General features: G+C 49.2%; 16 protein-coding genes and 2 pseudogenes. 11 read left to right on the top strand and 7 right to left on the bottom strand.

The window, feature by feature from the left end; genetic code table 11:
• Positions 1-17: 17 nt before the first annotated feature.
• From NC997_RS09375 to NC997_RS09365, 3 genes are all read left to right on the top strand, one after another.
• A complete protein-coding gene (locus tag NC997_RS09375; RefSeq protein ID WP_190427239.1) occupies positions 18-1,172 on the top strand; it encodes an NAD-dependent epimerase/dehydratase family protein in 1,155 nt (384 codons plus the stop codon).
• Positions 1,173-1,413: 241 nt separating this feature from the next.
• A complete protein-coding gene (locus NC997_RS09370; RefSeq protein ID WP_190427235.1) occupies positions 1,414-2,523 on the top strand; it encodes a glycosyltransferase in 1,110 nt (369 codons plus the stop codon).
• Between the two features lie 386 nt (positions 2,524-2,909).
• Complete coding sequence (locus NC997_RS09365; RefSeq protein ID WP_190527534.1) at positions 2,910-5,606, top strand: GAF domain-containing protein; 2,697 nt, start codon at positions 2,910-2,912, stop codon at positions 5,604-5,606.
• Positions 5,607-5,662: 56 nt separating this feature from the next.
• Here the strand turns inward: NC997_RS09365 and NC997_RS09360 are convergent, their stop codons facing one another.
• Positions 5,663-5,926 carry a hypothetical protein gene (locus tag NC997_RS09360; RefSeq protein WP_190411740.1) on the bottom strand — a complete coding sequence of 88 codons (264 nt, stop codon included), beginning with the start codon at positions 5,924-5,926 and terminating at the stop codon, positions 5,663-5,665.
• A gap of 401 nt (positions 5,927-6,327) precedes the next feature.
• Between NC997_RS09360 and purC the strand changes: the two genes are divergently transcribed.
• The 6 genes from purC (at position 6,328) to lpxB (ending at position 13,510) form a co-directional block, all read left to right on the top strand.
• Positions 6,328-7,068, top strand: coding sequence for a phosphoribosylaminoimidazolesuccinocarboxamide synthase (purC, locus tag NC997_RS09355; protein ID WP_190527532.1), 741 nt, complete (start codon positions 6,328-6,330; stop codon positions 7,066-7,068).
• 90 nt (positions 7,069-7,158) lie between these two features.
• Positions 7,159-9,654, top strand: a complete 2,496-nt coding sequence (locus NC997_RS09350; RefSeq protein ID WP_190527529.1) for a BamA/TamA family outer membrane protein — start codon at positions 7,159-7,161, stop codon at positions 9,652-9,654.
• A gap of 79 nt (positions 9,655-9,733) precedes the next feature.
• Complete coding sequence (gene lpxC / locus NC997_RS09345) at positions 9,734-10,582, top strand: UDP-3-O-acyl-N-acetylglucosamine deacetylase (RefSeq protein ID WP_190527527.1); 849 nt, start codon at positions 9,734-9,736, stop codon at positions 10,580-10,582.
• 66 nt (positions 10,583-10,648) lie between these two features.
• On the top strand, positions 10,649-11,185 hold the full coding sequence (gene fabZ / locus NC997_RS09340; RefSeq protein WP_190411736.1) for a 3-hydroxyacyl-ACP dehydratase FabZ: 537 nt from the start codon (positions 10,649-10,651) through the stop codon (positions 11,183-11,185).
• Between the two features lie 252 nt (positions 11,186-11,437).
• Positions 11,438-12,244 carry an acyl-ACP--UDP-N-acetylglucosamine O-acyltransferase gene (lpxA, locus tag NC997_RS09335; RefSeq protein WP_190527525.1) on the top strand — a complete coding sequence of 269 codons (807 nt, stop codon included), beginning with the start codon at positions 11,438-11,440 and terminating at the stop codon, positions 12,242-12,244.
• Between the two features lie 111 nt (positions 12,245-12,355).
• Positions 12,356-13,510 (top strand): lipid-A-disaccharide synthase, encoded by a 1,155-nt coding sequence (lpxB, locus tag NC997_RS09330; protein WP_190527522.1) that lies wholly within the window; start codon positions 12,356-12,358, stop codon positions 13,508-13,510.
• Between the two features lie 145 nt (positions 13,511-13,655).
• Here lpxB and NC997_RS09325 read toward each other — a convergent pair whose 3' ends face one another.
• Positions 13,656-13,865 (bottom strand): hypothetical protein, encoded by a 210-nt coding sequence (locus tag NC997_RS09325; RefSeq protein WP_190527586.1) that lies wholly within the window; start codon positions 13,863-13,865, stop codon positions 13,656-13,658.
• 69 nt (positions 13,866-13,934) lie between these two features.
• Between NC997_RS09325 and NC997_RS09320 the strand changes: the two are divergent.
• Both NC997_RS09320 and NC997_RS09315 read left to right on the top strand, forming a co-directional pair.
• Positions 13,935-14,240, top strand: a pseudogene (locus NC997_RS09320) (glycosyltransferase).
• 230 nt (positions 14,241-14,470) lie between these two features.
• Positions 14,471-16,942 carry a PAS domain-containing protein gene (locus NC997_RS09315; RefSeq protein ID WP_242031367.1) on the top strand — a complete coding sequence of 824 codons (2,472 nt, stop codon included), beginning with the start codon at positions 14,471-14,473 and terminating at the stop codon, positions 16,940-16,942.
• Positions 16,943-17,109: 167 nt separating this feature from the next.
• On the opposite strand, the gene NC997_RS09310 is transcribed toward NC997_RS09315, so the two are convergent.
• The 5 genes and pseudogenes from NC997_RS09310 to NC997_RS09290 all read right to left on the bottom strand — a co-directional run bounded on the left by NC997_RS09310 (position 17,110) and on the right by NC997_RS09290 (position 21,818).
• The gene (locus NC997_RS09310; protein WP_190411733.1) at positions 17,110-17,838 is read right to left on the bottom strand and encodes a response regulator transcription factor; all 729 of its coding nucleotides are present in this window, start codon (positions 17,836-17,838) and stop codon (positions 17,110-17,112) included.
• Positions 17,839-18,045: 207 nt separating this feature from the next.
• On the bottom strand, positions 18,046-20,370 hold the full coding sequence (locus NC997_RS09305) for a hypothetical protein (RefSeq protein ID WP_190527520.1): 2,325 nt from the start codon (positions 20,368-20,370) through the stop codon (positions 18,046-18,048).
• A 24-nt stretch (positions 20,371-20,394) separates the two neighbouring features.
• Positions 20,395-20,538 (bottom strand): hypothetical protein, encoded by a 144-nt coding sequence (locus tag NC997_RS09300; RefSeq protein ID WP_190527517.1) that lies wholly within the window; start codon positions 20,536-20,538, stop codon positions 20,395-20,397.
• Between the two features lie 76 nt (positions 20,539-20,614).
• Positions 20,615-20,710, bottom strand: a pseudogene (locus tag NC997_RS09295) (DNA adenine methylase); the annotation flags it as partial.
• Positions 20,711-20,792: 82 nt separating this feature from the next.
• On the bottom strand, positions 20,793-21,818 hold the full coding sequence (locus tag NC997_RS09290; protein ID WP_190412954.1) for an ABC transporter permease: 1,026 nt from the start codon (positions 21,816-21,818) through the stop codon (positions 20,793-20,795).
• Between the last annotated feature and the right edge of the window lie 5 nt (positions 21,819-21,823).

The following is a 21,823-nucleotide window of genomic DNA, read 5'->3' as shown; positions in this document are numbered from 1 at the left end:
AGATTAATTGAACCCGTATGAAAGTCTTGGTTATTGGCGGTGATGGCTACTGCGGTTGGGCAACCGCGCTTTATCTTTCCAGTCGAGGATACGAAGTCGGCATTCTAGACAGCCTGGTGCGGCGTCACTGGGATATGCAACTAGGCGCAGATACCCTAACCCCTATTGCACCCATTCAACAACGCCTTCAGCGTTGGAAGGACCTCACCGGCAAATCCATAGACCTATTTATTGGGGATATCACTAACTACGAGTTCCTCCAGTCAGCGCTGCACCAGTTTGAACCACAGACAATCGTTCACTTTGGCGAACAGCGTTCGGCACCCTTCTCGATGATTGACCGAGAACACGCAGTCGTCACCCAGGTGAACAACGTGGTGGGGACGCTGAATCTGCTGTATGCGATCAAAGAAGATTTCCCCGACTGTCACCTCGTCAAATTAGGGACGATGGGCGAGTACGGGACACCTAACATTGATATTGAAGAAGGCTACATCACCATCGAACACAACGGGCGTAAGGATACTTTGCCCTATCCGAAGCAGCCCGGATCGATGTATCACCTCAGCAAAGTTCATGATAGCCACAATATCCACTTTGCTTGCCGGATTTGGGGGCTACGCGCCACCGACTTGAATCAGGGCGTCGTGTACGGCGTCTTGACAGAAGAGACGGGCATGGATGAGCTGTTAATTAACCGCCTGGACTACGATGGAGTCTTTGGGACGGCACTCAACCGCTTCTGTATCCAAGCAGCAATTGGGCATCCCCTGACGGTGTACGGGAAAGGCGGTCAGACGAGAGGCTTTTTGGATATTCGAGATACAGTGCGATGTATGGAACTTGCGATCGCTAACCCCGCCCAACCCGGCGAATTCCGCGTCTTCAACCAATTCACCGAACTATTTAGCATCGGTGACTTAGCCGCAATGGTGAAAAAAGCCGGGAATTCCTTGGGACTGAATGTTGATATCCACAACCTCGACAATCCCAGAGTCGAGAAAGAAGAACACTACTTCAACGCCAAAAACACCAATTTGCTCGATCTCGGCTTACAACCTCACTATCTATCCGACGCCCTACTCGACTCGTTGCTCAACTTTGCCGTCAAGTACCAGCACCGCGTCGATAAAAATCAGATCATGCCCAAAGTTTCTTGGCACCGTCAGTAATCAGGATTGAGGACTGAGGACTGTTAGCGAAGCGGTGCGAAGCACGGACTGAGTGAAAAGAAAAATAGAGGAGAGAGTGGCAACTGGCAAGCAATTTGTTGGGTTGAATTGTTGCATTGAAAAGACAGATAAACTTTAATAACTCCTCAGACTTGACCGTTCATTGAGTCCTTAGCCCTCAGTCGCGATCGCGCTTAAATCTATCACTCAGCCCTCAGTCCTCATCCCTCAGCACTGAATTATGCGAATTGCTCTTTTTACCGAAACCTTTTTGCCCAAGGTTGACGGCATTGTGACGCGCCTGCGCCACACCGTTGAACATTTACAGCGCAGCGGCAACGAAGTGCTGATTTTTTCCCCAGATGGGGGGTTAACCGAATATAAAGGAGCCAGGATCTACGGAGTTTCTGGCTTCCCGTTGCCTTGGTATCCAGAGTTGAAAATGGCTTTTCCCCGCCCCTCCATTGGTTATCAACTAGAGAAGTTTCAACCGGATATCATTCATGTTGTCAACCCAGCTATTTTGGGACTAGCGGGTCTGTATTACGCCAAAGCGATGCAGATTCCCTTACTAGCGTCTTATCATACCCATTTACCCCAGTATCTCCAGCATTACGGCTTGGGAATGTTAGAAGGTGTGCTGTGGGAATTGCTCAAATCAGCCCATAACCAAGCGCGGCTGAATCTCTGTACTTCTACGGCGATGGTGCAGGAACTTACCAGTCACGGCATCCAGCGAGTGGATTTGTGGCAGCGAGGAGTAGATACAGAATTATTCCAGCCCCACTTGTCAAGCCGAGAAATGCGATCGCGTCTTAGCCAAGGACACCCGGAAAGCCCTTTATTACTCTACGTAGGGCGTCTGGGCGCAGAAAAAGAAATTGACCGCATTAAGCCCGTCCTAGCAGCCATTCCCAACGCGCGTCTCGCCTTAGTGGGAGATGGCCCCCATCGACAAGCCTTGCAACAACACTTTGCCGGGACACCCACCCATTTCGTCGGCTATCTGACCGGCGTTGAACTCGCCTCAGCCTTTGCCTCAGCAGACGCCTTTATTTTTCCCTCGCGCACAGAAACTTTAGGATTAGTGCTGTTGGAGGCGATGGCAGCCGGATGTCCCGTTGTCGCCGCGCGTTCCGGAGGGATTCCCGATATCGTTACCGATGGCGTTAACGGTTACTTATTTGACCCAAAAGATGAAGAGGGAGCGATCGCTGCTACCAAGCGCCTTTTGGCCCATCAAGAAGAACGAGAAACCCTACGGCAAAATGCCCGCCTCGAAGCCGAACGCTGGGGTTGGGCTGCCGCCACCCGCCAGTTGCAAAATTACTACGAATCAGCGATTCGTTAACAATCAATCATCAACAGTCAGGGTTTAGCAGTCAGGGTTTCCGAAAAACAACTGATAACTGAACCCTGAAATGCTCCTATTTAATACATATTCCTAAACACTACGGATGAGGATTTCAGGTCTCCGAGGTTAAATTAAGTTAGTGGGTGCTTATTTTTTAAGCGTTAACGATTAGCTCAGTAGGTGGAGACCAAACAAACCCAGATTGAACGACGCTTTTCCCCGAAAAGATGCGAAAATTTGCGTTTTTCGGCTAGTTTTTACAGAATTAATCGCGATTTTAGGCTTTTACGGGTATTTTGACTAAATTGAATCTAAAAAAAAGTGTGAATCGCATACTAATAACAGCTAACAGCTAAAACCACAGCTTGCAAATGCTTCTCCCCATGACACTCTCTAATACCGGCAGCGTTCTGGCTACGTTAACTCAGCTTACGCAACTCAATCGTACTAGCGCCCTGACCTCGCGCGTCAAAGACCTGTCATTCGGCGAATTTATCTGCTTACTCGACTTTATTACCGCTGAGTTCCAGCAGTTTCTGCGGGCGATCGACATGATCAACAACGAAGCCCTGGAAACCATGCTGGAGCAGGTCATGGACGCCTTTACCCTCAAAATGGGTCAGATTCTGCAAGCAGACCTTACCACTATTTTTTTAGTAGACGAAGAAAAAAATCAACTTTGGTCAAAAATTCCCGATACGGAGACTGGGAGAGCCACCAAACAAATCCGGATTCCCATTAATATTGGCGTTGCCGGTCACGTCGCCAGCACCGGCGAATCTTTGAATCTTCCAGACCCTTACTCTCACCCACTCTTTAACAAAGAAGTTGACGAGCGACCGGGCTACCGAACCCGCAGTCTGCTTTGTATGCCGATTTATAGCAGCAAAAACCAGATTGTTGCGGTCGTTCAGCTATTAAATAAAGCTGGGGATGGGCCGTTTACCGAGGAGGATGAGCAGGGATTCCGCGACTTTGCTGCCTCTATCGGCATTATCCTAGAAAGCTGCCAATCGTTTTATATGGCGGCACGCAAGCAGCGGGGGGCAGAGGCACTGTTGCGGGCAACCACCTATCTCGGTCAAAGTCTTGACTTGGAAGCAACTCTGCGCTTTGTGATGGAGCAAGCGCGGGATCTGATGCAGGCGGATCGCAGCACCCTATTTATGCTGAGCAAAGAAACGGGAGAACTCTGGACGAAAGTTGCCAACAAAGATGGCACGGAGATCATCCCGATTCGCATTCCTTCTAACAAAGGAATTGCCGGTTATGTTGCCTCCACTCGTCAGCCGCTAAATATCCCGGATGCTTATAAAGATCCGCGTTTCGATCCCAGCGCCGACCAACGGACGGGTTATTTGACACGCAATATCCTGTGTATGCCGGTGTTTAATTCATCAATGGAATTAATCGGCGTTACGCAGTTAATTAACAAGCAACCCGGCAGCTTCACGAGTTCAGATGAAGAGTTTATGCAGGCATTTAATATCCAGGCGGGAATTGCGCTGGAAAATGCCAAGCTCTTCGAGAATGTGTTGTTGGAAAAGCAGTATCAAAAAGATATCCTGCAAAGTCTCTCAGATGCAGTCATCTCTACAGATATGCAGGGACGGATTGTCACGATTAACGAAGCTGCACTGGAGTTGCTGGGGTGCCCGATTCGGGAAACTACGGGTAAAAACAACAAGCATCTGTGGGAGCAGAAACTAATCGGTCGTTTCGTTTGGGATGTGGTGCCCATCGAACATCTCCAGTTTCGCCTCCAGGATAGTCTGAAGACGGGTGCCAAGCAATATGTCCCGGAGCAAACCCTGACAGTGGGATTGTATGCAGAGAAGAACCACCAGCCGTCAGTAGCAGCCGTAGGAGCAATGCCAGAATTGTCCGTGCAGGCACAATGCGCCCAGTGTCAGCAGGTAGCAGAAGTTCTCAATTCGGAAGCGACTCACTCGGAGGGAGAACCTACTGGAGTCCATATTCTGGCAATCCGCGATCGCCTCAATCCAAACATCTTCATTCCCTGGAATGAATCATGCAGTCCTGGCACTGTCGCCACCCACAGTTGTCATCAGATTTTGAGTGCCGATCAAGTCCAGGAAATTGAACGGAGTATGAATCTCACCGTTAATCCCCTTACCAATCCGGAAGGAGGCGTCAGAGGAGGCTTGGTGGTCTTGGAAGACATCAGCCACGAAAAACGGATGAAATCTACCTTGTATCGCTACATGACGCCTAGAGTGGCAGAGCAAGTCATGGCACTGGGCGATAAAGCGCTGATGATGAGCGAACGCAAGGAGGTGACAATTTTATTTTCTGACATCCGGGGCTACACCACTCTGACGGAAAATTTAGGGGCGTCGGAAGTGGTTTCGCTGTTGAATCAGTATTTTGAAACGATGGTAGAGGCAGTCTTTAACCACGAAGGCACCTTAGATAAATTCATTGGCGATGCCTTGATGGCGGTGTTTGGTGCGCCCCTGCCTTTGGCAGAAAATCATGCTTGGATGGCGGTTCAGTCGGCGTTGGATATGCGCCGCCGGTTGGCAGAGTTTAACCGTCGCCGTTTATTTGGAAACCAGCCGCAAATTCATATTGGCATTGGACTAAGTTCTGGAGAAGTCGTTTCCGGCAACATTGGTTCCCACAAACGGATGGACTACACGGTGATTGGGGATGGGGTGAACTTGAGTTCTCGCCTGGAAAGCGTCACCAAGGAGTACGGCTGCGATATTATCTTGAGCGAGTTTACCTACAACTTGTGCCGCGATCGCATCTTGGTGCGAGAGTTAGACAAAATCCGCGTCAAGGGCAAAAATACCGCCGTTAGTATTTACGAGTTGATCGGCGACCATCGACAGCATCTCGACGACTCCACGAAGAAGTTTCTCGATCTCTATCATCTTGGGCGTACAGCCTACACGGGAAGAAGCTTCCAGAAAGCGATCGCCTACTTTGAGGACGCCTACAGCCTACGACCCACCGATCAGGCAGTCACCGTCCACTTGGAACGGTGTAAGAACTACCTTCGGCAACCGCCTTCAGATGCCTGGGACGGAGTCCACACGATGACCAGCAAATGAGGTTAATCGCTATTCGCGAATTGGTGTAAATTCTCTAGACGCTGCCCTTTTGCACCTCACCTTTCCGGATTATCCTCTCCACTCTGGAAAGGGTTCTCACCGATGGCGAGTTGCTTTTTGGTTTTTTTCAACTGCTTCCAGAGACTCTTAATTTGTTCGTAGGCTTCGGAGGATGAAATTTTCCCCCCAGTTTCCAGGTTGCAGATGAAATTCACCCGTTGAGCAAATTCCTGCAAATTTGCGTTAAAAACCAGGTTTTCTGGCTTGACTTGACCGTAGTAACGACTACGAGGATACAGAAAATCAGAGCGGTCTGCCATAGATTACCTCCTTGGGATAAACTACTCAACCTACTGGCTTGAGAAACGAACCAATCGTTAATCCTGTTTTTTGCCCAAGCTGGAAAAGCTAGTAACAGAAACAGGGAGGTATTCCGACCGTTGCCCGATCCACCTTGGAGTCGGTAGAACTTTCTTGCGATCGCCCGCTGTTGGAATCAGGATTTACCGGGTGTTTTGTTCGAGTCTTGACCACTATTGTGATCTTTGCACAAAGGGCTGCGCTTATTTTAATTACAAATTAATCAAAATTTAACCTTATCTTAATCAAAGATTATGCCAGTTACTCGCAGATGCCCAGATGTTGACGCCATTCGGCTCCTAAGGCATTAAAATCTTCTGTGCTGCTGCCGACGATCCATTAATACAAATAACGACTCTCCATGTCCGCCCAATCAACCAACCTTTACGAAGGCAAAGCCAAAATTCTCTATACCACGGACGATCCGGACATTCTGCTGGCTCACTTCAAAGACGACGCTACCGCCTTTAATGCCAAAAAGCGCGGTCAGATTATCGGCAAAGGTGAAATTAACTGCACCATTGCCGCTTATTTGTTCCAGGTTTTGGAAGCATCGGGCATCCCAACCCACTTCATTGACTGTCCGGCACCCAACCAAATGCGCGTCCAAGCGTTAAAGATTCTGCCCCTAGAAGTGGTGGTCAGGAACATTGCTGCGGGAAGTCTGTGTCAACAAACAGGGTTGCCCGTAGGTACCGTCCTGCCCAATCCGCTGGTGGAATTTTATTTTAAAAATGACGATCTCGGAGATCCTTTGTTAACACGCGATCGCTTGATGTTATTGAAATTAGCGACACCAGAACAGCTTGACCAATTACAAAGTAGCGCCTTGCGGATTAACGAAATCCTCAGAGACTTTTTTCACCAATGCCGGATTACCCTAGTGGATTTCAAGTTGGAGTTTGGCGTTGACCGGCATAGCGAGATACGACTGGGAGACGAAATCAGCCCCGATACCTGCCGTCTTTGGGATGAGTCTGAAGACGATCCCGACCGGCGAGTGCTAGATAAAGATCGGTTCCGTCGGGATTTGGGGCAGGTGGAAGATGCCTACCAGCAAGTGCTAAAAAGAGTTCTCGAACAAGTAAATCGTAAAAAGTAAAAGCAGAAAAAATTCTTTCTTTGGCTTTTTGCTTTTTTACTTTTGTCTCTATTTTCAATGTGTGTGGAAGTGTCGAAAACGAGTAAAAGAATGCGCTTATCTCCCTTTTTATTGACGATTTTGGCTGCCTCATCTGCCTGCTGTGTAGCATTTCCTGCCAGAGGGCAAACGACAAATTCTTCGTCGGATACCTCAGAGAGAACAGCTTGGTATGGCGATTATATTGAGCAGACCCAGGCTGACGCAGGACGCGATCGCCCAGAATCTCAACCAACCAATAACGTAGTCGTCAATGCTGTGAGTGCCCCAGAGACGACACCGCCTGGGAGAGCGCTTAGACCGTCGCCCAGCCTCACTGAGATTGTTACACGCTCCACCACCGCACCCGCTCCAGTTAACGTCCCAGTTAAACCGGAGCGCGTAGAGGTCGCCAGTAGCAGTCGTCGGGAAGCGCCACCCGCCAATAACGTGGTGGTTAACACCATGAGCGTTCCAACAACAAAAGAGCCTGTAGGGGCAAAATCCCCCTCATCCGTACTCAGCCAAACTCCCACAACCCAATCTCCATCCTCTCCCACGCCGGAAACAGAGCCAGTGGTTCCGCGCCCCGGCGAAGAATCAACACCGCAACAAGAAACGCCGGATACCATTGAATTCGATCTCACGCCAGGGACGACTGGTGAGCCGAATCTTGAGTTGCCAGAGCCACGCGAACAACCTGTACCAACCCCTGAAGGTGGACAACCTGCGACAACGCCTGAAACGGTACAACCTGCGCCTACTGACCAGCCAGAAGCCAGAGTGCTAGTGGGTGAAGTCGTTGTTACTGGCGTAGAAGGGGATCTCGAAAACGAAGTTTATGAGGCAATTCGCACCCGACCCGGACAAACGGCGACCCGGAGCCAGTTACAGGAAGATGTGAATGCCATCTACGCCACAGGTTTTTTCAGCAACGCCAGAGTAGAGCCACAGGATACCCCGCTGGGTGTCCGTGTCGTCTTTGTAGTAGAACCTAACCCAGTTTTACGTCAGGTGGTCGTTGTCCCCGTCCCTGCCGACCAAAATCAGCGGGCACTCCCCCAAAAGGTAATCGATGACGCCTTCGCGCCTCAGTATGGTCGCACCCTCAACATCCGCGAACTGCAAGAAGGCATTAAAAAAATAAACCAGTGGTACAAAGAAAACGGCTATGACTTGGCACAAGTAGTTGCTGCACCCCAGATTGCTGAGGATGGTACGGTACGTCTAGAGGTAGCAGAAGGACTGATTGAGGATATTGAAGTCCGCTTTCTCGACAAAGACGGACAACCCGCAAATGATGAGGGTCAACCCATCCGGGGTCGCACCCGCGATTTCATCATCACGCGAGAAATCGAACTGAATTCTGGAGAAGTCTTTAACCGGACGAAAGCGGAAAGGGATCTGCGCCGAGTCTTTCGCTTAGGCATCTTTGAAGATGTGCGACTCTCATTCAGACCGGGGCAAGATCCGCGCAAAGTGGTGGTGGTCGTGGACGTGATTGAGAAGAACACCGGCTCAGTGGCGGCGGGTGCTGGGATTAGTTCCGCCAGTGGATTATTCGGCACCATTAGCTATCAAGAGCAAAATCTGGGGGGCAATAACCAGAAGCTGGGGGCAGAGTTGCAGGTCGGTCAGCGAGAACTGCTATTTGATGTCAACTTTACAGATCCCTGGATTGCTGGCGATCCTTACCGGACTTCCTACACCGTCAATGGGTTCAGACGCCGATCCATTTCGCTGATTTTTGATGGCGGTGACACAGAGGTGGAATTACCCGATGGAGACAGACCCCGCGTCCTGCGATTGGGGGGTGGCGTCACCTTTACCCGTCCGCTTTCCCGAGATGTTTTTGCAGATCCGGAATGGAGAGCGAGTCTGGGCTTGCAGTATCAACGGGTTTCGATCCGAAATTCCGACGGCGACATTAGCCCGAAGGATGAGCTAGGCAACGACCTGAGCTTTAGTGGGGAAGGGAAAGACGACTTGTTGACCCTGCAATTTGGGGTTGTGCGCGATCGCCGTAACAGCGCCGTAATTCCGACCTCTGGATCTCTACTGCGCCTAGGCGTTGAACAGTCTCTCCCCGTAGGTGTGGGAGGGATTCTGTTTAACCGTCTGCGCGGTAGCTATAGCTACTATCTTCCTGTCAGATATACGAACTTCTCCCCAGGGCCACAAGCGCTCGCCTTCAACGTTCAAGCCGGAACCGTCCTCGGCGATTTACCTCCCTATGAAGCTTTCTCTCTAGGCGGTAGTAACTCGGTGCGGGGTTTTGAGGAAGGAGATGTCGGCAGCGGTCGCAGCTTTATCCAAGCGACCGCAGAGTATCGCTTCCCGATTTTCTCGATTGTGGGCGGTGCTTTGTTTGTCGATGCCGCAACCGATTTCGGGACTGGTAGCACCGTACCCGGAGATCCGGCTGGGGTGCGGGGTAAGCCCGGAAGCGGCTTTGGTTATGGTCTTGGGGTCCGCGTGCAATCTCCCCTCGGCCCGATTCGCATCGACTATGGTTTTAATAACGAAGGGGACAGCCGCCTCCACTTTGGAATTGGGGAGAGATTCTAAAAATTAAAAATGTAAAATTAAAAATTAAAAATTAGGAGAATTTCTTCAATTTTTAGTTTTTAATTTTTAATTTTTAATTATGAAACAACACACGCTAAAAGGCTCTTTTGAACAATCTGGCGTCGGTCTACATAGCGGCGTCCCTACCCATGTCCGAGTGCTACCCGCGGCGGCTGGAGAGGGACGTTACTTTGTGAGAGTTGACCTGACTGGGGCACCCGTGATTCCAGCGCGGGTGGAGGCAGTCAGTCAGACGACTCTCTCCACCGAACTTGCCAGCAGTAGAGAAGCGCGAGTCCGGACTGTGGAACACCTGCTAGCCGCTTTAGCAGGCAGCGGTGTCGATAACGCTCGAATTGAGATTGATGGCCCGGAAGTGCCCCTGCTGGATGGCTCAGCCCTGATTTGGGCGGAAGCGATCGCGCAAGCGGGCGTGGTCGAGAACGATGAATTAATTCCCGATTCAACTTTTAAGATAGAAAAGCCCGTCTGGGTCTATCAAGGCGATGCTTTTGTCGCCGCCCTACCAGCGCCAGAATTGCGCTTTTCCTACGGAATTGACTTCGACTCAGTAGCGATTGGCAATCAGTGGCACAGCTGGACGCCGAGGCAAGAAAATTTTGCAGACGCGATCGCACCCGCCCGCACGTTTGGTCTGGCGCACCAAATTGAGCAGTTACAAGCCGCAGGTTTAATCAAAGGCGGAAGTTTAGAAAATGCCCTGGTTTGCGATTCACAAGAATGGCTTAATCCTCCCTTAAGATTTTCAAATGAGCCAGTGCGTCATAAACTTTTAGATTTAGTAGGAGATTTAAGTTTACTGGGATATTTCCCGCAAGCTCATATCCTCGCCTACAAAGCCAGCCATCACCTGCATATCCAACTCACCCAGCAGTTACTCCAAAAAGTTGCGAGTCGCCCTGAGTGAGCCTGTGTAAAGTGGCTGCGCGATCGCAACTCTAGCCCCTAGCCTCTAATCCCTGTCATACAGCCCATGTCCACACTGATTGAAGTCAATACACCCGATGCTGAGACTGCGACGCCCCAAGCCAAGAATGTCGGGGAAGAAACAGCACAAAACAGCCAGTCTGCTGCCAAAACCATCCTGACGATCGAAGACATTCAAAAATTGCTGCCCCATCGGTATCCTTTTGCATTGGTGGATCGGATTATCGAGTACGTGCCCGGAGAAAGGGCTGTGGGCATCAAAAATGTCACCTTTAACGAACCCCATTTTCAAGGGCATTTCCCCGGTCGTCCGATTATGCCTGGGGTATTAATTGTGGAAGCAATGGCTCAAGTGGGCGGGATCGTATTGACCCAACTCCCAGATATTGAAAGCGGCTTATTTATGTTTGCTGGCATTGATAAAGTCCGCTTCCGTCGCCCCGTAGTACCGGGAGATCAGCTAGTCATGACCGTGGAACTGCTGTGTGTCAAACGGCGTCGTTTTGGAAAGATGCACGCCCGTGCCGAAGTCGATGGTCAATTGGCTACAGAAGGCGAACTGATGTTTTCCATCGTTGACTAAAACAGTCATGAGGACTGAGGAGTGTTTGCTTAGCCCTACTCTATTCGCAGGCTAAAAAACAGGTTTGAGAAAAGAAGTTTGATGGCACATTAGTTGAAGAAGCTGATGATTAAATTCTGACTCATAACTCCTAACGCTAACTTTATTCCTCATTCCTCAGTTTTGATTTGTGACTTGTCACTTTTGTTTACTCAGTCCGTGCTTCGCTAACAGTCCGCGCGATCGCGCCGAAGAGCGCTAACAGTCCTGTATATGATTCATCCCACCGCGATAATTCACCCTGATGCTCAACTACACCCCAGCGTGCAAGTTGGGCCTTATGCGGTGATTGGAGAACAAGTAAAAATTGGTGCTGAAACCACGATTGGCGCTCATGTTGTAATCGAGGGACCAACGGAAATTGGTGCACAAAATCACATTTTTCCGGGGGCAGCGATTGGCTTAGAACCCCAAGACCTCAAGTATGATGGGGCTAAAACCTGGGTAAAAATTGGTGATAGCAATCGAATTCGAGAGTACGTCACAATTAACCGCGCAACTGGCGAGGGTGAAGCGACGGTAATTGGCAATGGCAATTTGTTGATGGCTTATGTCCACGTTGCTCATAATTGCGCGATCGCAGATAAAGTGATTATTTCCAATGCGGTGTCGCTCGCTGGGCACGTCCAGATTGATTCGCGGGCGGTGATTGGTGGCGTCCTAGGGATTCATCAATTTGTCCACATCGGGCGAGGCGCGATGGTGGGCGGGATGAGTCGTATTGACCGCGATGTGCCTCCTTATCTGCTTGTCGAGGGAAATCCATCGCGGGTACGCAGTCTCAACTTAGTGGGACTCAAACGCGCTGGTTTATCTGCCGCTGAGTTGGGAATTCTCAAAAAAGCTTTTCGGATTCTCTATCGTTCTGGATTACCCCTGAATCAATCCCTAGAACAACTGGATCTGCTCCCAGATAACGAATATTTGCAACACCTGCGCCGGTTCCTGCAACTTTCTCAAGCGCCAGGGCGACGCGGTCCGATTCCAGGGAAAAGAGCGAAGAATAAGGATGAAGAGTAATTGGGAAAACAGTTTTGAATTTTAAGTTTTGAGTGTTGAATTAAAGAAATTTATTTTGACTGATGACTCAAAACGGTCATTCCCAATTACCCATTACCGATTGCCAAATTAATGCGTATATTTATCAGCACAGGCGAAGTTTCAGGGGATCTGCAAGGGGCACTACTGATTGAGGCACTTTATCGACAAGCACAGGCAACTGGCTTGGAATTAGAGATTGTTGCCTTGGGGGGCGATCGCATGGCGGCGGCGGGTGCGACTCTCTTGAGCAATACCAGCGGGATTGGTTCGGTGGGGCTTTTTGAATCTCTCCCTTATGTGTTACCGACCTTACAAGTCCAGCGTCGAGCCAAACAGTACCTCCGAGAGAACCCACCGGATCTGGTGGTGCTAATTGACTACTTAGGCCCAAATATTGGCGTTGGCACTTATCTTCAGCGACAGATGCCGCAGGTGCCAGTCGCGTACTACATCACGCCGCAGGTATGGGTTTGGTCGCCCTTTAAGCGCGACACCACTCGAATCATCGAGATTAGCGACCAAGTGTTGGCGATTTTCCCAGAGGAAGCGCAATATTTCCAAAAACGGGGGGCATCGGCTGCCTGGGTCGGGCATCCCTTGGTGGATCGGATGCAAAAGGCTCCCAGCCGAGAAGCGGCGCGAAGAATCTTAGAGATAGAGTCAGAACAAATTGCGATCGCGCTTCTTCCTGCCTCCCGTCCTCAAGAACTCAAGTATCTGATGCCGGTGATGTTTGAGGCGGCGAAAGCGATCCAAAACAAACTGCCTCAAGTTCATTTCTGGATTCCTTTGTCTCTAGAAGCTTATCGGCTCCAAATTGAAGCGGCGATTGGGCGTTATGGTTTAAATGCGACTCTGGTTGCTGGTAAAAGCCAGGAAGTTCTGGCGGCGGCTGATTTAGCGATCGCTAAGTCGGGGACTGTAAATCTGGAACTTGCCCTTTTAAACGTGCCGCAGGTGGTTCTCTACCGCGTTAGTCGCTTTACCTATTGGATTGCCCGTAATATTCTAAAATTCTCGATTCCCTTCATGTCGCCAGCCAACTTGGTAATGATGCGGTCGATTGTGCCAGAATTGCTGCAAGATCAAGCTACGCCAGAAAACATTGTCCAAGAAGCTTTAGAACTCTTACTCAATCCCGAACGTCGCCAGCAAACTGTTGCAGATTATCAAGAAATGCGCTCCTCCTTGGGAGAAGTGGGAGTTTGCGATCGCGCTGCCAAAGAAATCTTTCAAATGCTTTGAAAATTTTTATTAAAACTTCCTTTAACTACTGACATCATTCCTTCCTAAAACCCAAATTTCATCAATTTGTAAGGTTCTATAGCACTTCTTGTGAGATTCCAGGGGTTCAGATCCCGACTTCCGTAAGAAGTCGGGGAGCTCGCCTTCACAAATCATTTAGGATTGCGATATCAGGAACAGTTTCCTCAATTTTGGCATCTTGACGATAGGGAAACTTACACGGGGCGACTGACAGCCTAGCCTGGACAATCTGTTGCTTCCAGCTCATCAGTAGCAAGAAGGTCGCTTTGTGGTGGCAGGGCCACAGTATCCGAATAATATTAACTTGCCCAAAAATGTTGAGCAAATCGAGCATTTGCCACCTGCTCGACACCGCTAGTTTTACCCTTTCCAACTGTTCACTCTTAATATTACACGGACTGATATGGTTCAATCGGGTTATTCTCCCAGCGTGCGTTTATTTGAAGCATCTGCATGTGGAACTCCAATGATTAGTGATTATTGGTAGGGGTTGGAAACAATTTTTGAAATGGGTAAAGAAATTCTGATTGCCGAGTCGCCTGCCGATACTTTACAGGATCTTCAAGAAACTCCGGAAGCTGAGAGAATTGCAATCGGCGATCGCGCTTGGACTCGCGCTTTGGCACAACATACGGCAGCCCATCGAGCCTCTAAATTGGAAGGCTACGTCTTGGAGCGAATCACTTTGTATTCTTCCTTTAAAAATTAATACTGGCTGTAAATTTTTTACCGACTGCTAGGCTTTTGTGGCAATTTCTCGATTCTGGGAAATTCCCGATTTTGCTTTGTTTTGATGAGACTTAATTTTAGATATTATCTTGGCAAAAATGCTTTATTTATGATAGAAAAGCGGGGGATCTATCTTCGGGAATATTTAAGTTATTTTTAATATTGATTTATCTTGAAGAAAGGCTGTTAACGTTCGGTTCTTAAATTCTGATGGCAAGCCAGCAAGCTAGATGTGGGGAGTTCCAAGACCTCACGGGGCACCAAGGGGACACGGGGACACTAAGGCTGTATGACCGAGCGATGGCAGCAACCAGCTGTGGCATCGTCATTAGCGACGCCAGTCTGCCAAATAATCCAATTATCTATTGCAATCCTGCCTTTGAAAAAATAACCGGGTATTCGACCGCCGAAGTTTTGGGACGAAACTGCCGATTTTTGCAAGGAAATGATACAGATCCAGCCGCAATTGAGCAAATTCGTCAAGCCGTGCGGACGGGGAAAGAATGCCAGGTTGTTCTCAAGAACTATCGCAAAGATGGGACGCCTTTCTGGAATGACCTGAGTATTTCGCCGGTGTATGACGACGAGGGTCGGGTGACGCAATTTATTGGCGTCCAGACGGATATTACCGAGCGTAAAGCCGCCCAAGAGGCGCAGTGCGAAGGGGAAACGCGGCTGCGGCTGGCTCTGGGTGCGGCAAGTATGGGGGTTTGGGACTGGGATCTGGGAACCAATCGGGTGACTTGGTCTGAAGAGGTGGAAGGGATTTTTGGTCTGGCTCCTGGTTCCTTTACTGGCACCTACGAGGCTTATCTCCAATGCATTCATCCTGAAGATTGCTACCGCGTGGGACTTGAGATTGCGAGCATCGTAGAAGTCGGGAAAGACTTAAAGATGGAGTATCGCGTAATTCGTCCTGATGGAATTGGCTGGGTGGCGTCACGGGGTGCCGTTGTGCGCGACAATACGGGGAAGTGCGTGCGGATGATGGGAACGGTGATGGATATTACCGAACGCAAGCAAGCAGAGGAAGCGTCGCGACAGCAATTTTTGAGAGAACGGCTGGTCGGAGCGATCGCTAAGCGCATCCGTCAGTCTCTAGATTTAGAAGAAGTTCTCAATACAACTGTGGCAGAAGTGCGCCATTTTCTCTCTACTGACCGGGTACTCATTTACCGCTTCGATCCAGATCGGAACGGAGTTGTGGTTGTAGAGTCGGTCGGTGAGGATTGGACGCCTATTTTAGGAACCAGCATCCAAGATCCTTGCTTTGGGAAAAGCTACGTCTCGCCATACCAGCAAGGTCGGGTTCGAGCGATTGACAATATCTATACTGCTGGTATCCAACAATGCCATATTGATTTACTTGCCCAGTTTCAGGTGAGAGCTAACTTGGTAGTTCCGATTCTGCAAGGGGAAAATTTATGGGGGTTGCTGATTGCCCATCACTGTCGAGAACCCCGAAAATGGCAAGAATCAGAAGTAGAATTGCTCAAACAGCTGAGCGTGCAGCTAGCGATCGCAATTAAGCAATCCACTCTCTTCCAACAGCTAAACGCCGAACTGGTCGAACGCAAACAGGCAGAAATCGCTTGGCTGAAATCAGAAGCGCAGCTAAAAGAACAAACAACCCAACTAAAACGAACCTTGGGAGAATTGGGACAAACCCAATCTCAGCTAATTCAGAGCGAAAAGATGTCCAGTTTAGGGCAGTTGGTTGCAGGTGTTGCCCATGAAATTAATAATCCAGTCTCCTTCATCTACGGCAATCTCGACCATGCGAATCAGTATGCTCATGACCTGCTGAACCTGTTAAATCTCTATCAAAAGCACTTTCCCAAACCCCCTACCGAAATTCAAGTTGCAAATCAGGATATCGATTTAGATTTCTTGGTGGAAGATTTTCCCAAACTACTGACTTCCATGAAAATGGGAGCCGACCGCATCCGCGATTTGGTCTTGTCGCTGCGGAATTTCTCCCGCCTGGATGAATCCCAGAAGAAGGCGGTTGATATTCATGAGGGCATAGATAACACGCTGTTGATTTTGCAGCATCGGTTGAAAGAAGACAGCTCCCATCCCAAAATTCAGATTATTAAAGAATACGGCGATTTGCCCAAAGTAGATTGTTACGCTGGGCAACTCAACCAAGTGTTTATGAATCTCCTCAGTAATGCAATTGATGCTTTAGAAGAATACAATGCCCAGCAAGTCTCCGCAGGAGGAGCATCGCTGACGCCGGAGGATCTCAAAGCCAACCCCAGCCAGATTACCATTCGCACCTCTTTGAAGGATGAAGGAATCAGGATAAAGGATGAATTCAATGCCAATCCTCATCCCACCCTTCGAGAAGGGCAAAGCCCTACATCCCTAAGTCCCAATCCTGCCTCTGTTGTCATCAGGATTGCGGATAATGGCCCTGGCATTCCCGAAGCAATTCAGAAACAAATTTTTGACCCCTTCTTTACGACGAAAGCCGTGGGAAAAGGGACTGGCTTGGGCTTGTCCATTAGCTACCAAGTTGTGGTTGAACGTCACGGGGGTCAACTCGAGTGCGTGTCAACACCGGGAAAGGGAACAGAGTTTATTATCGAAATTCCGATCCAGAAGGTAGAAGAGGAATCTCTTTTAGGGGCGCATTGCCCAATTCCTCTATCTATACAGCCCCATCGGGTGGCTTAACACTCCCTTATGCTTGGCACTCCCTGCTTGCCAAGGTCGGTTTTTTTGCTTTCTCCGGGAAGCTTAGAACCGTTCCATTTTCTTCAAGCAGACCTTCCCCACCTAGGAAGAAAGGGCTGTTGATGAACACATCTTGATGAACACAACACAGGCAAATCAACAATCAATCAGCTTGCGTCTGTGCTAACTTGCTCTTCAGTCGGCAACTCCAGACAGTAGCCCGCACCATAGACGGTCTTAATATAGCGCGGGTGGCGGGGATCGGGTTCTAGCTTCGTTCTCAAGTGCCGAATATGCACCCGAATCGTTTCAATGTCATCGTCGGGATCGTAGCCCCAAACTTCCCGCAGGATTTCACTAGGAGAAACGGTTTGACCATGACGCTGGAGTAAGCAGTGCAGTAATTCAAACTCCAGATGCGTTAACTTCACTGTCTGATTGAACCAAATAGCCTCAAAGCGTTCTGGGACTAAGGTTAAAGAGCCATAGTGCAAGATTTCCGAGTGTTTGGCGGCTTGGGGAATACGGTCTGTTCGTCGCAGCAAGGCTCTGACCCGTGCCAGCATTTCTTCGAGTTCAAACGGCTTGGTCAGGTAATCATCGGCTCCGGCATTAAAGCCTTCTACCTTATCTTGAGTCTGACCCAGTGCTGTCAACATTAACACCGGAATATCGGCAGTGCGTTCATCCCGCCGCAACCGCTGGCAGACGGTGAAACCGTCCACATTGGGCAGCATTAGGTCAAGCATAATCAGGTCTGGTTGCAGTTGCAAAGCCAGTGCCTGACCTTTAATGCCATCTGGTGCTTGGCTGACATCGTATCCAGCCATTTCCAGATTGATGGTAACTAATTCTGCGATCGCAGCGTCGTCGTCGATGACGAGTATCCGGGGCATCACTACTAAATTATTGCTACAGTATTTTAAAGTTTCTATAAGAACCTTTATCGGAATCCAAAGATTCCTGTACAGATTATACGCAAGGATTCTAAATTCTTTCTAAAGAAAACCTTGGATTATCAAGAGAGTTGGCGATCGCACAAACACGCAGAGCATTCTATCTGCCCCACCAGAAAGGATCGTGACTGGGCGAAATGCACTCGTTTAGCTTTGAGCGTCAATCCAATCTCCCAGTGCCTTGCCCATCTTTTTTAGCTGAAGAGGGCGCTTGTAACTGAAATTAGAAAGTTGGGCTGCGGGCTTGATAATACCCCGATTTTTCTCACCGTCACACCAGTACGAGTTTGGAGCAGATTGTGGCGTATCAATGAGGGTAAAGTGCAACAAGCCAATCAATCCAGCGTTTTGCAGTTCTAAGGAGCGCTGTTGTAATTCCTGGTAAACTTTCGCGCCTCCCTCGTCCCAATCGGTGCCAGCATCAGCCATCAGGAAAAAGTAATCGATCAGAGACGGCTTTTGCAGTTGGGTTTGGATGAATTGGGCGATCGCAATTACTCGGTCGGGCATATCATAAAGCTTCGCTTGATCGGGGGTTAAGCGTTGGCATCCGTTTCCGTCATTCCGCCAGGGGCCTTGGGTTACTTGAAACCCAAAGAAATCGACTCCCGGTGCAGCCGCCTTCAAATCAGGTAAATAGTTTTGCAGACCCGTGGGGGAGGCATTGAAGTCACCGAAAGCCAAACCCACTTTCAAATTCAGTCCCGGAACCGAATTCGCTGAGGTACGTAATCTTTGGGCAGCTTCAGCCATTAACTGCCCGAACTTCTGCGGAATACTGGCATCCCACCCATAATTGGCATTGACGGGATCGCGGAGCGTTCCTACCAGATTATGCTCCGGTTCCAGCGATACATACACCGTCCCTTGGGTTTTAGAGAGTACATCTTTCGCGAGGCGATCTAACTCCGAGAAGTACCAACTCTTTCTGGCTTCAATTTCAGCCCAAGTTTTTTTACTTTGGACATCGTGGGTAATCAAGTTAACGATAAAGACGGGGACAACCCCTTCTTTAAACATCCGGTCTGTCGTGGCGCAAGTTTTCTGACCGGCGACACAACCAAACCAGATGGGTTGCCATCCCACCTCCACCCCAAGCGATGCAGCTTTCGGTTTGGGTAAACCGACTTCTTTGGCAACGTCAAGGCTGTGCATCCAAGTTCCTTCTACGTTGCTAGTGTCGCCACCAAAACCAATTAGCAATGGATTACTGGTTTGGGGAGTGTTGGGTACGGGTTGAGGCGTTGCGGGGGTTAGGGGAGGAGTTGCGGGTGTCTGAGCAGTTGTCGGAGGAGTATAGATGGTCTGACCTTGACCCATCAGCTTTTTCTGACTCAGAACCATCCGGAACCAATTTTGAAAAATCACTTGGGTTCCGTTTCGCTGCCTCGTGGTTCTCCGGAGTTGAGAGTTTGCATTCCCATTCCAAACGATCAGCTGCCGTTTGCGGGTTTCCACATAACGGATTGAAGAAACGCGATTTTTTTGACCATCCACCAAATAAGCAAATACAAGACCGTAGTTAGGATTACTGCGTTCAACTGGAATCCAATACTCCCGACCGCAGGCGGCAGGATTCACTTTCTCTGGAACTCGATTGAAGTGATGGAAAACATAGTACAGGCGACCATCCTTATCAACTCCTTTACCGGGTTGAGTTAGCATCCCAGAGCCGCAGTAGTTTTGAGTTGCTGTTTTGCTGGTTTGAGGGTTTGGGGAGGCAGGAGTAGAGGCGGTTTGGGCTGCTGTAGGAGGTTGGTTCTGGTTATTTATAAGGGTTTGGGGGATAGAGGCAGTCTGAATGCGCCTTAGCTGCCTCCAATTCAGAATCCGCGCGATCGCATGAGAAAGGGCTTGGTTTCCATCTTGCCGCGTTAAGATTCTTCTCAGTAGAGGATTGACTGGATTACCATCCCAAACAATGAGTTTCCCGTTGTTCGTTTCCACATAACGAGTAGAAGAAACGCGATTTTTGTATCCATCTACCCAATAAACAAATACAAGTCCGTAATAAGGATTGCTTTGCTCGGCTGGAATCCAATATTCCCGACCACAAGCGGCAGAATTCACTGACTCTTGACCTCGGCTGAAGTCATAGAAAACGGAATACACTCTTGTGTCTGTATCGATTCCTCTGGTGGGTTTGGTGATGGTGCCAGAACCACAGTAATTTGTCGGGGCGGTTTTCTCAAAAGGGCTGGGTTGGCTTGCTAGGATTTGCGGTTGTTGCGACTCAGAAGCCAATTGATTCAGCTTATTGTTGAATGCAGTTTGAATGGCAGGTGAGTCAGCAGCAACGGCAACAGAGGAGGTATCGGTATGGGTACTGCTAATACCCATATTGAGGGTAAAAACGGTGCTGAGCGCTATTGCGAGAAGGCGGTGCAGGAATGTTACCGGGTCAAAGAAGGAGCCTACTAGAGTCGCAACAAAGCTGATGGTAGCTAAAGCAAGCAGCCGAATTCTACGCATTATGCAGCCGGAAATCTAAATAGATTATTGGCTGCTTCCTTTCCCTACTTCATCGGGAAATTTGCTGGATATCTCATTAACTGGCATTTGGCTCTCAGTGCGATCGCGTAGTTCCCACCTTCTCAAACACCGTTCCTGTCCGTTAATCAACCTAAAATTAGGCTGCATATCAGAAACCCGGTTTCTTAAAGAACCGGGTTTTCAACCACTTCCATCACTTCTGCGTCACCATACTTCACCTAATCGTTGCAACAGGTGAAGGTTGTCGCTCGCTCAATACCGCAGCCGAAGCACCATAAAGTTCCTAATAGTGCTGAGTTTTTGGCAACAAGGGCAGCAGCCAATCAAGATGGCTGAATTAATTTCCCCTTATCAACCCAAAGCGATTAATTTAGCCATTCTTTTTGTCTGAGTTGCCAGTTTTAGTACCGAATTCGAGGGTCGATGTAAGCATTGATAATATCAATCAAAATGCTAGCAACTACAACAATCGACGCAAAAAATACCATGATTCCCTGCACGGTAGGGTAATCTCGTAAAGAAATTGCTTCATAAAGTCGATTTCCTAAACCAGGCCAAGAGAAGGTAACTTCTGTTAAAACTGCGCCGCCAAGCAATGCGGCTAAAGTCAGCCCCAGGACGGTAATCACTGGAATCATGGCATTTTTTAGGGCGTGGGCAAAGAGAATCCGCGATTCTGGAATGCCTCTGGCTCTAGCAGCTTCTACATAATCCGCCTTAAGGGTTTGCTTCAAGTTCACCCTGACAATCCGCTCGAAAATCCCGCTAAGGAGGATTCCGAGGGTCAAGCTGGGGAGGGCGAGATAATGCAATGCGGTGAAAAAATGCTCAAAGTTACCGCTCAGGAGACTATCAATCGTATAAAGACCCGTGATGAGTGGCGGGGGTGCTGTAGTTAGGGGAAAGCGCGATCCTAACGGGAACCAGCCTAGCTGAACCGAGAAAATCAACTGTAGAATCATCCCTACCCAGAATATCGGGAGCGAGTAGGTGATGATGCCAAACAAACGACCGCTCGCGTCTAAAGCCGTGCCAGGGCGGGTGGCGGAAAGGATGCCAACGCCAACGCCGACTAGGAAAGCGATCGCCATACTAAATACTGCCAATTCTACTGTCGCGGGAAAGTATTTCTGAATCTCACCCCAAACATCTTGACCCTGACTGGTCAGCGAAGTCCCCAAGTTCAAACTGAGTAAAGAACCCAGATAGCGAATATATTGCAACGGCAAGGGATCTGATAGCCCCAACTGTTGACGATATTGCTCTTTGACGCTTTCTGGGGCGCGACCGCCTAAAACTGCATCCACCGGGTCGCCTGGGGTGGCACGGAGGAGCAAAAACACTAGGGTGATGATGATCCATAGCATCAAGGGTGCTAGGAGAAGGCGGACGAAAATGTAAGACTGTAGGGCTTTGGAGCGTGACATTACTG

It is taken from the genome of Trichocoleus sp. DQ-A2, assembly GCF_039961915.1.
GTDB lineage: Bacteria > Cyanobacteriota > Cyanobacteriia > Cyanobacteriales > FACHB-T130 > FACHB-T130.
The sequence above is the reverse complement of the archived record's forward strand: the minus strand, read 5'-3'. Positions and strand labels throughout refer to the sequence as shown.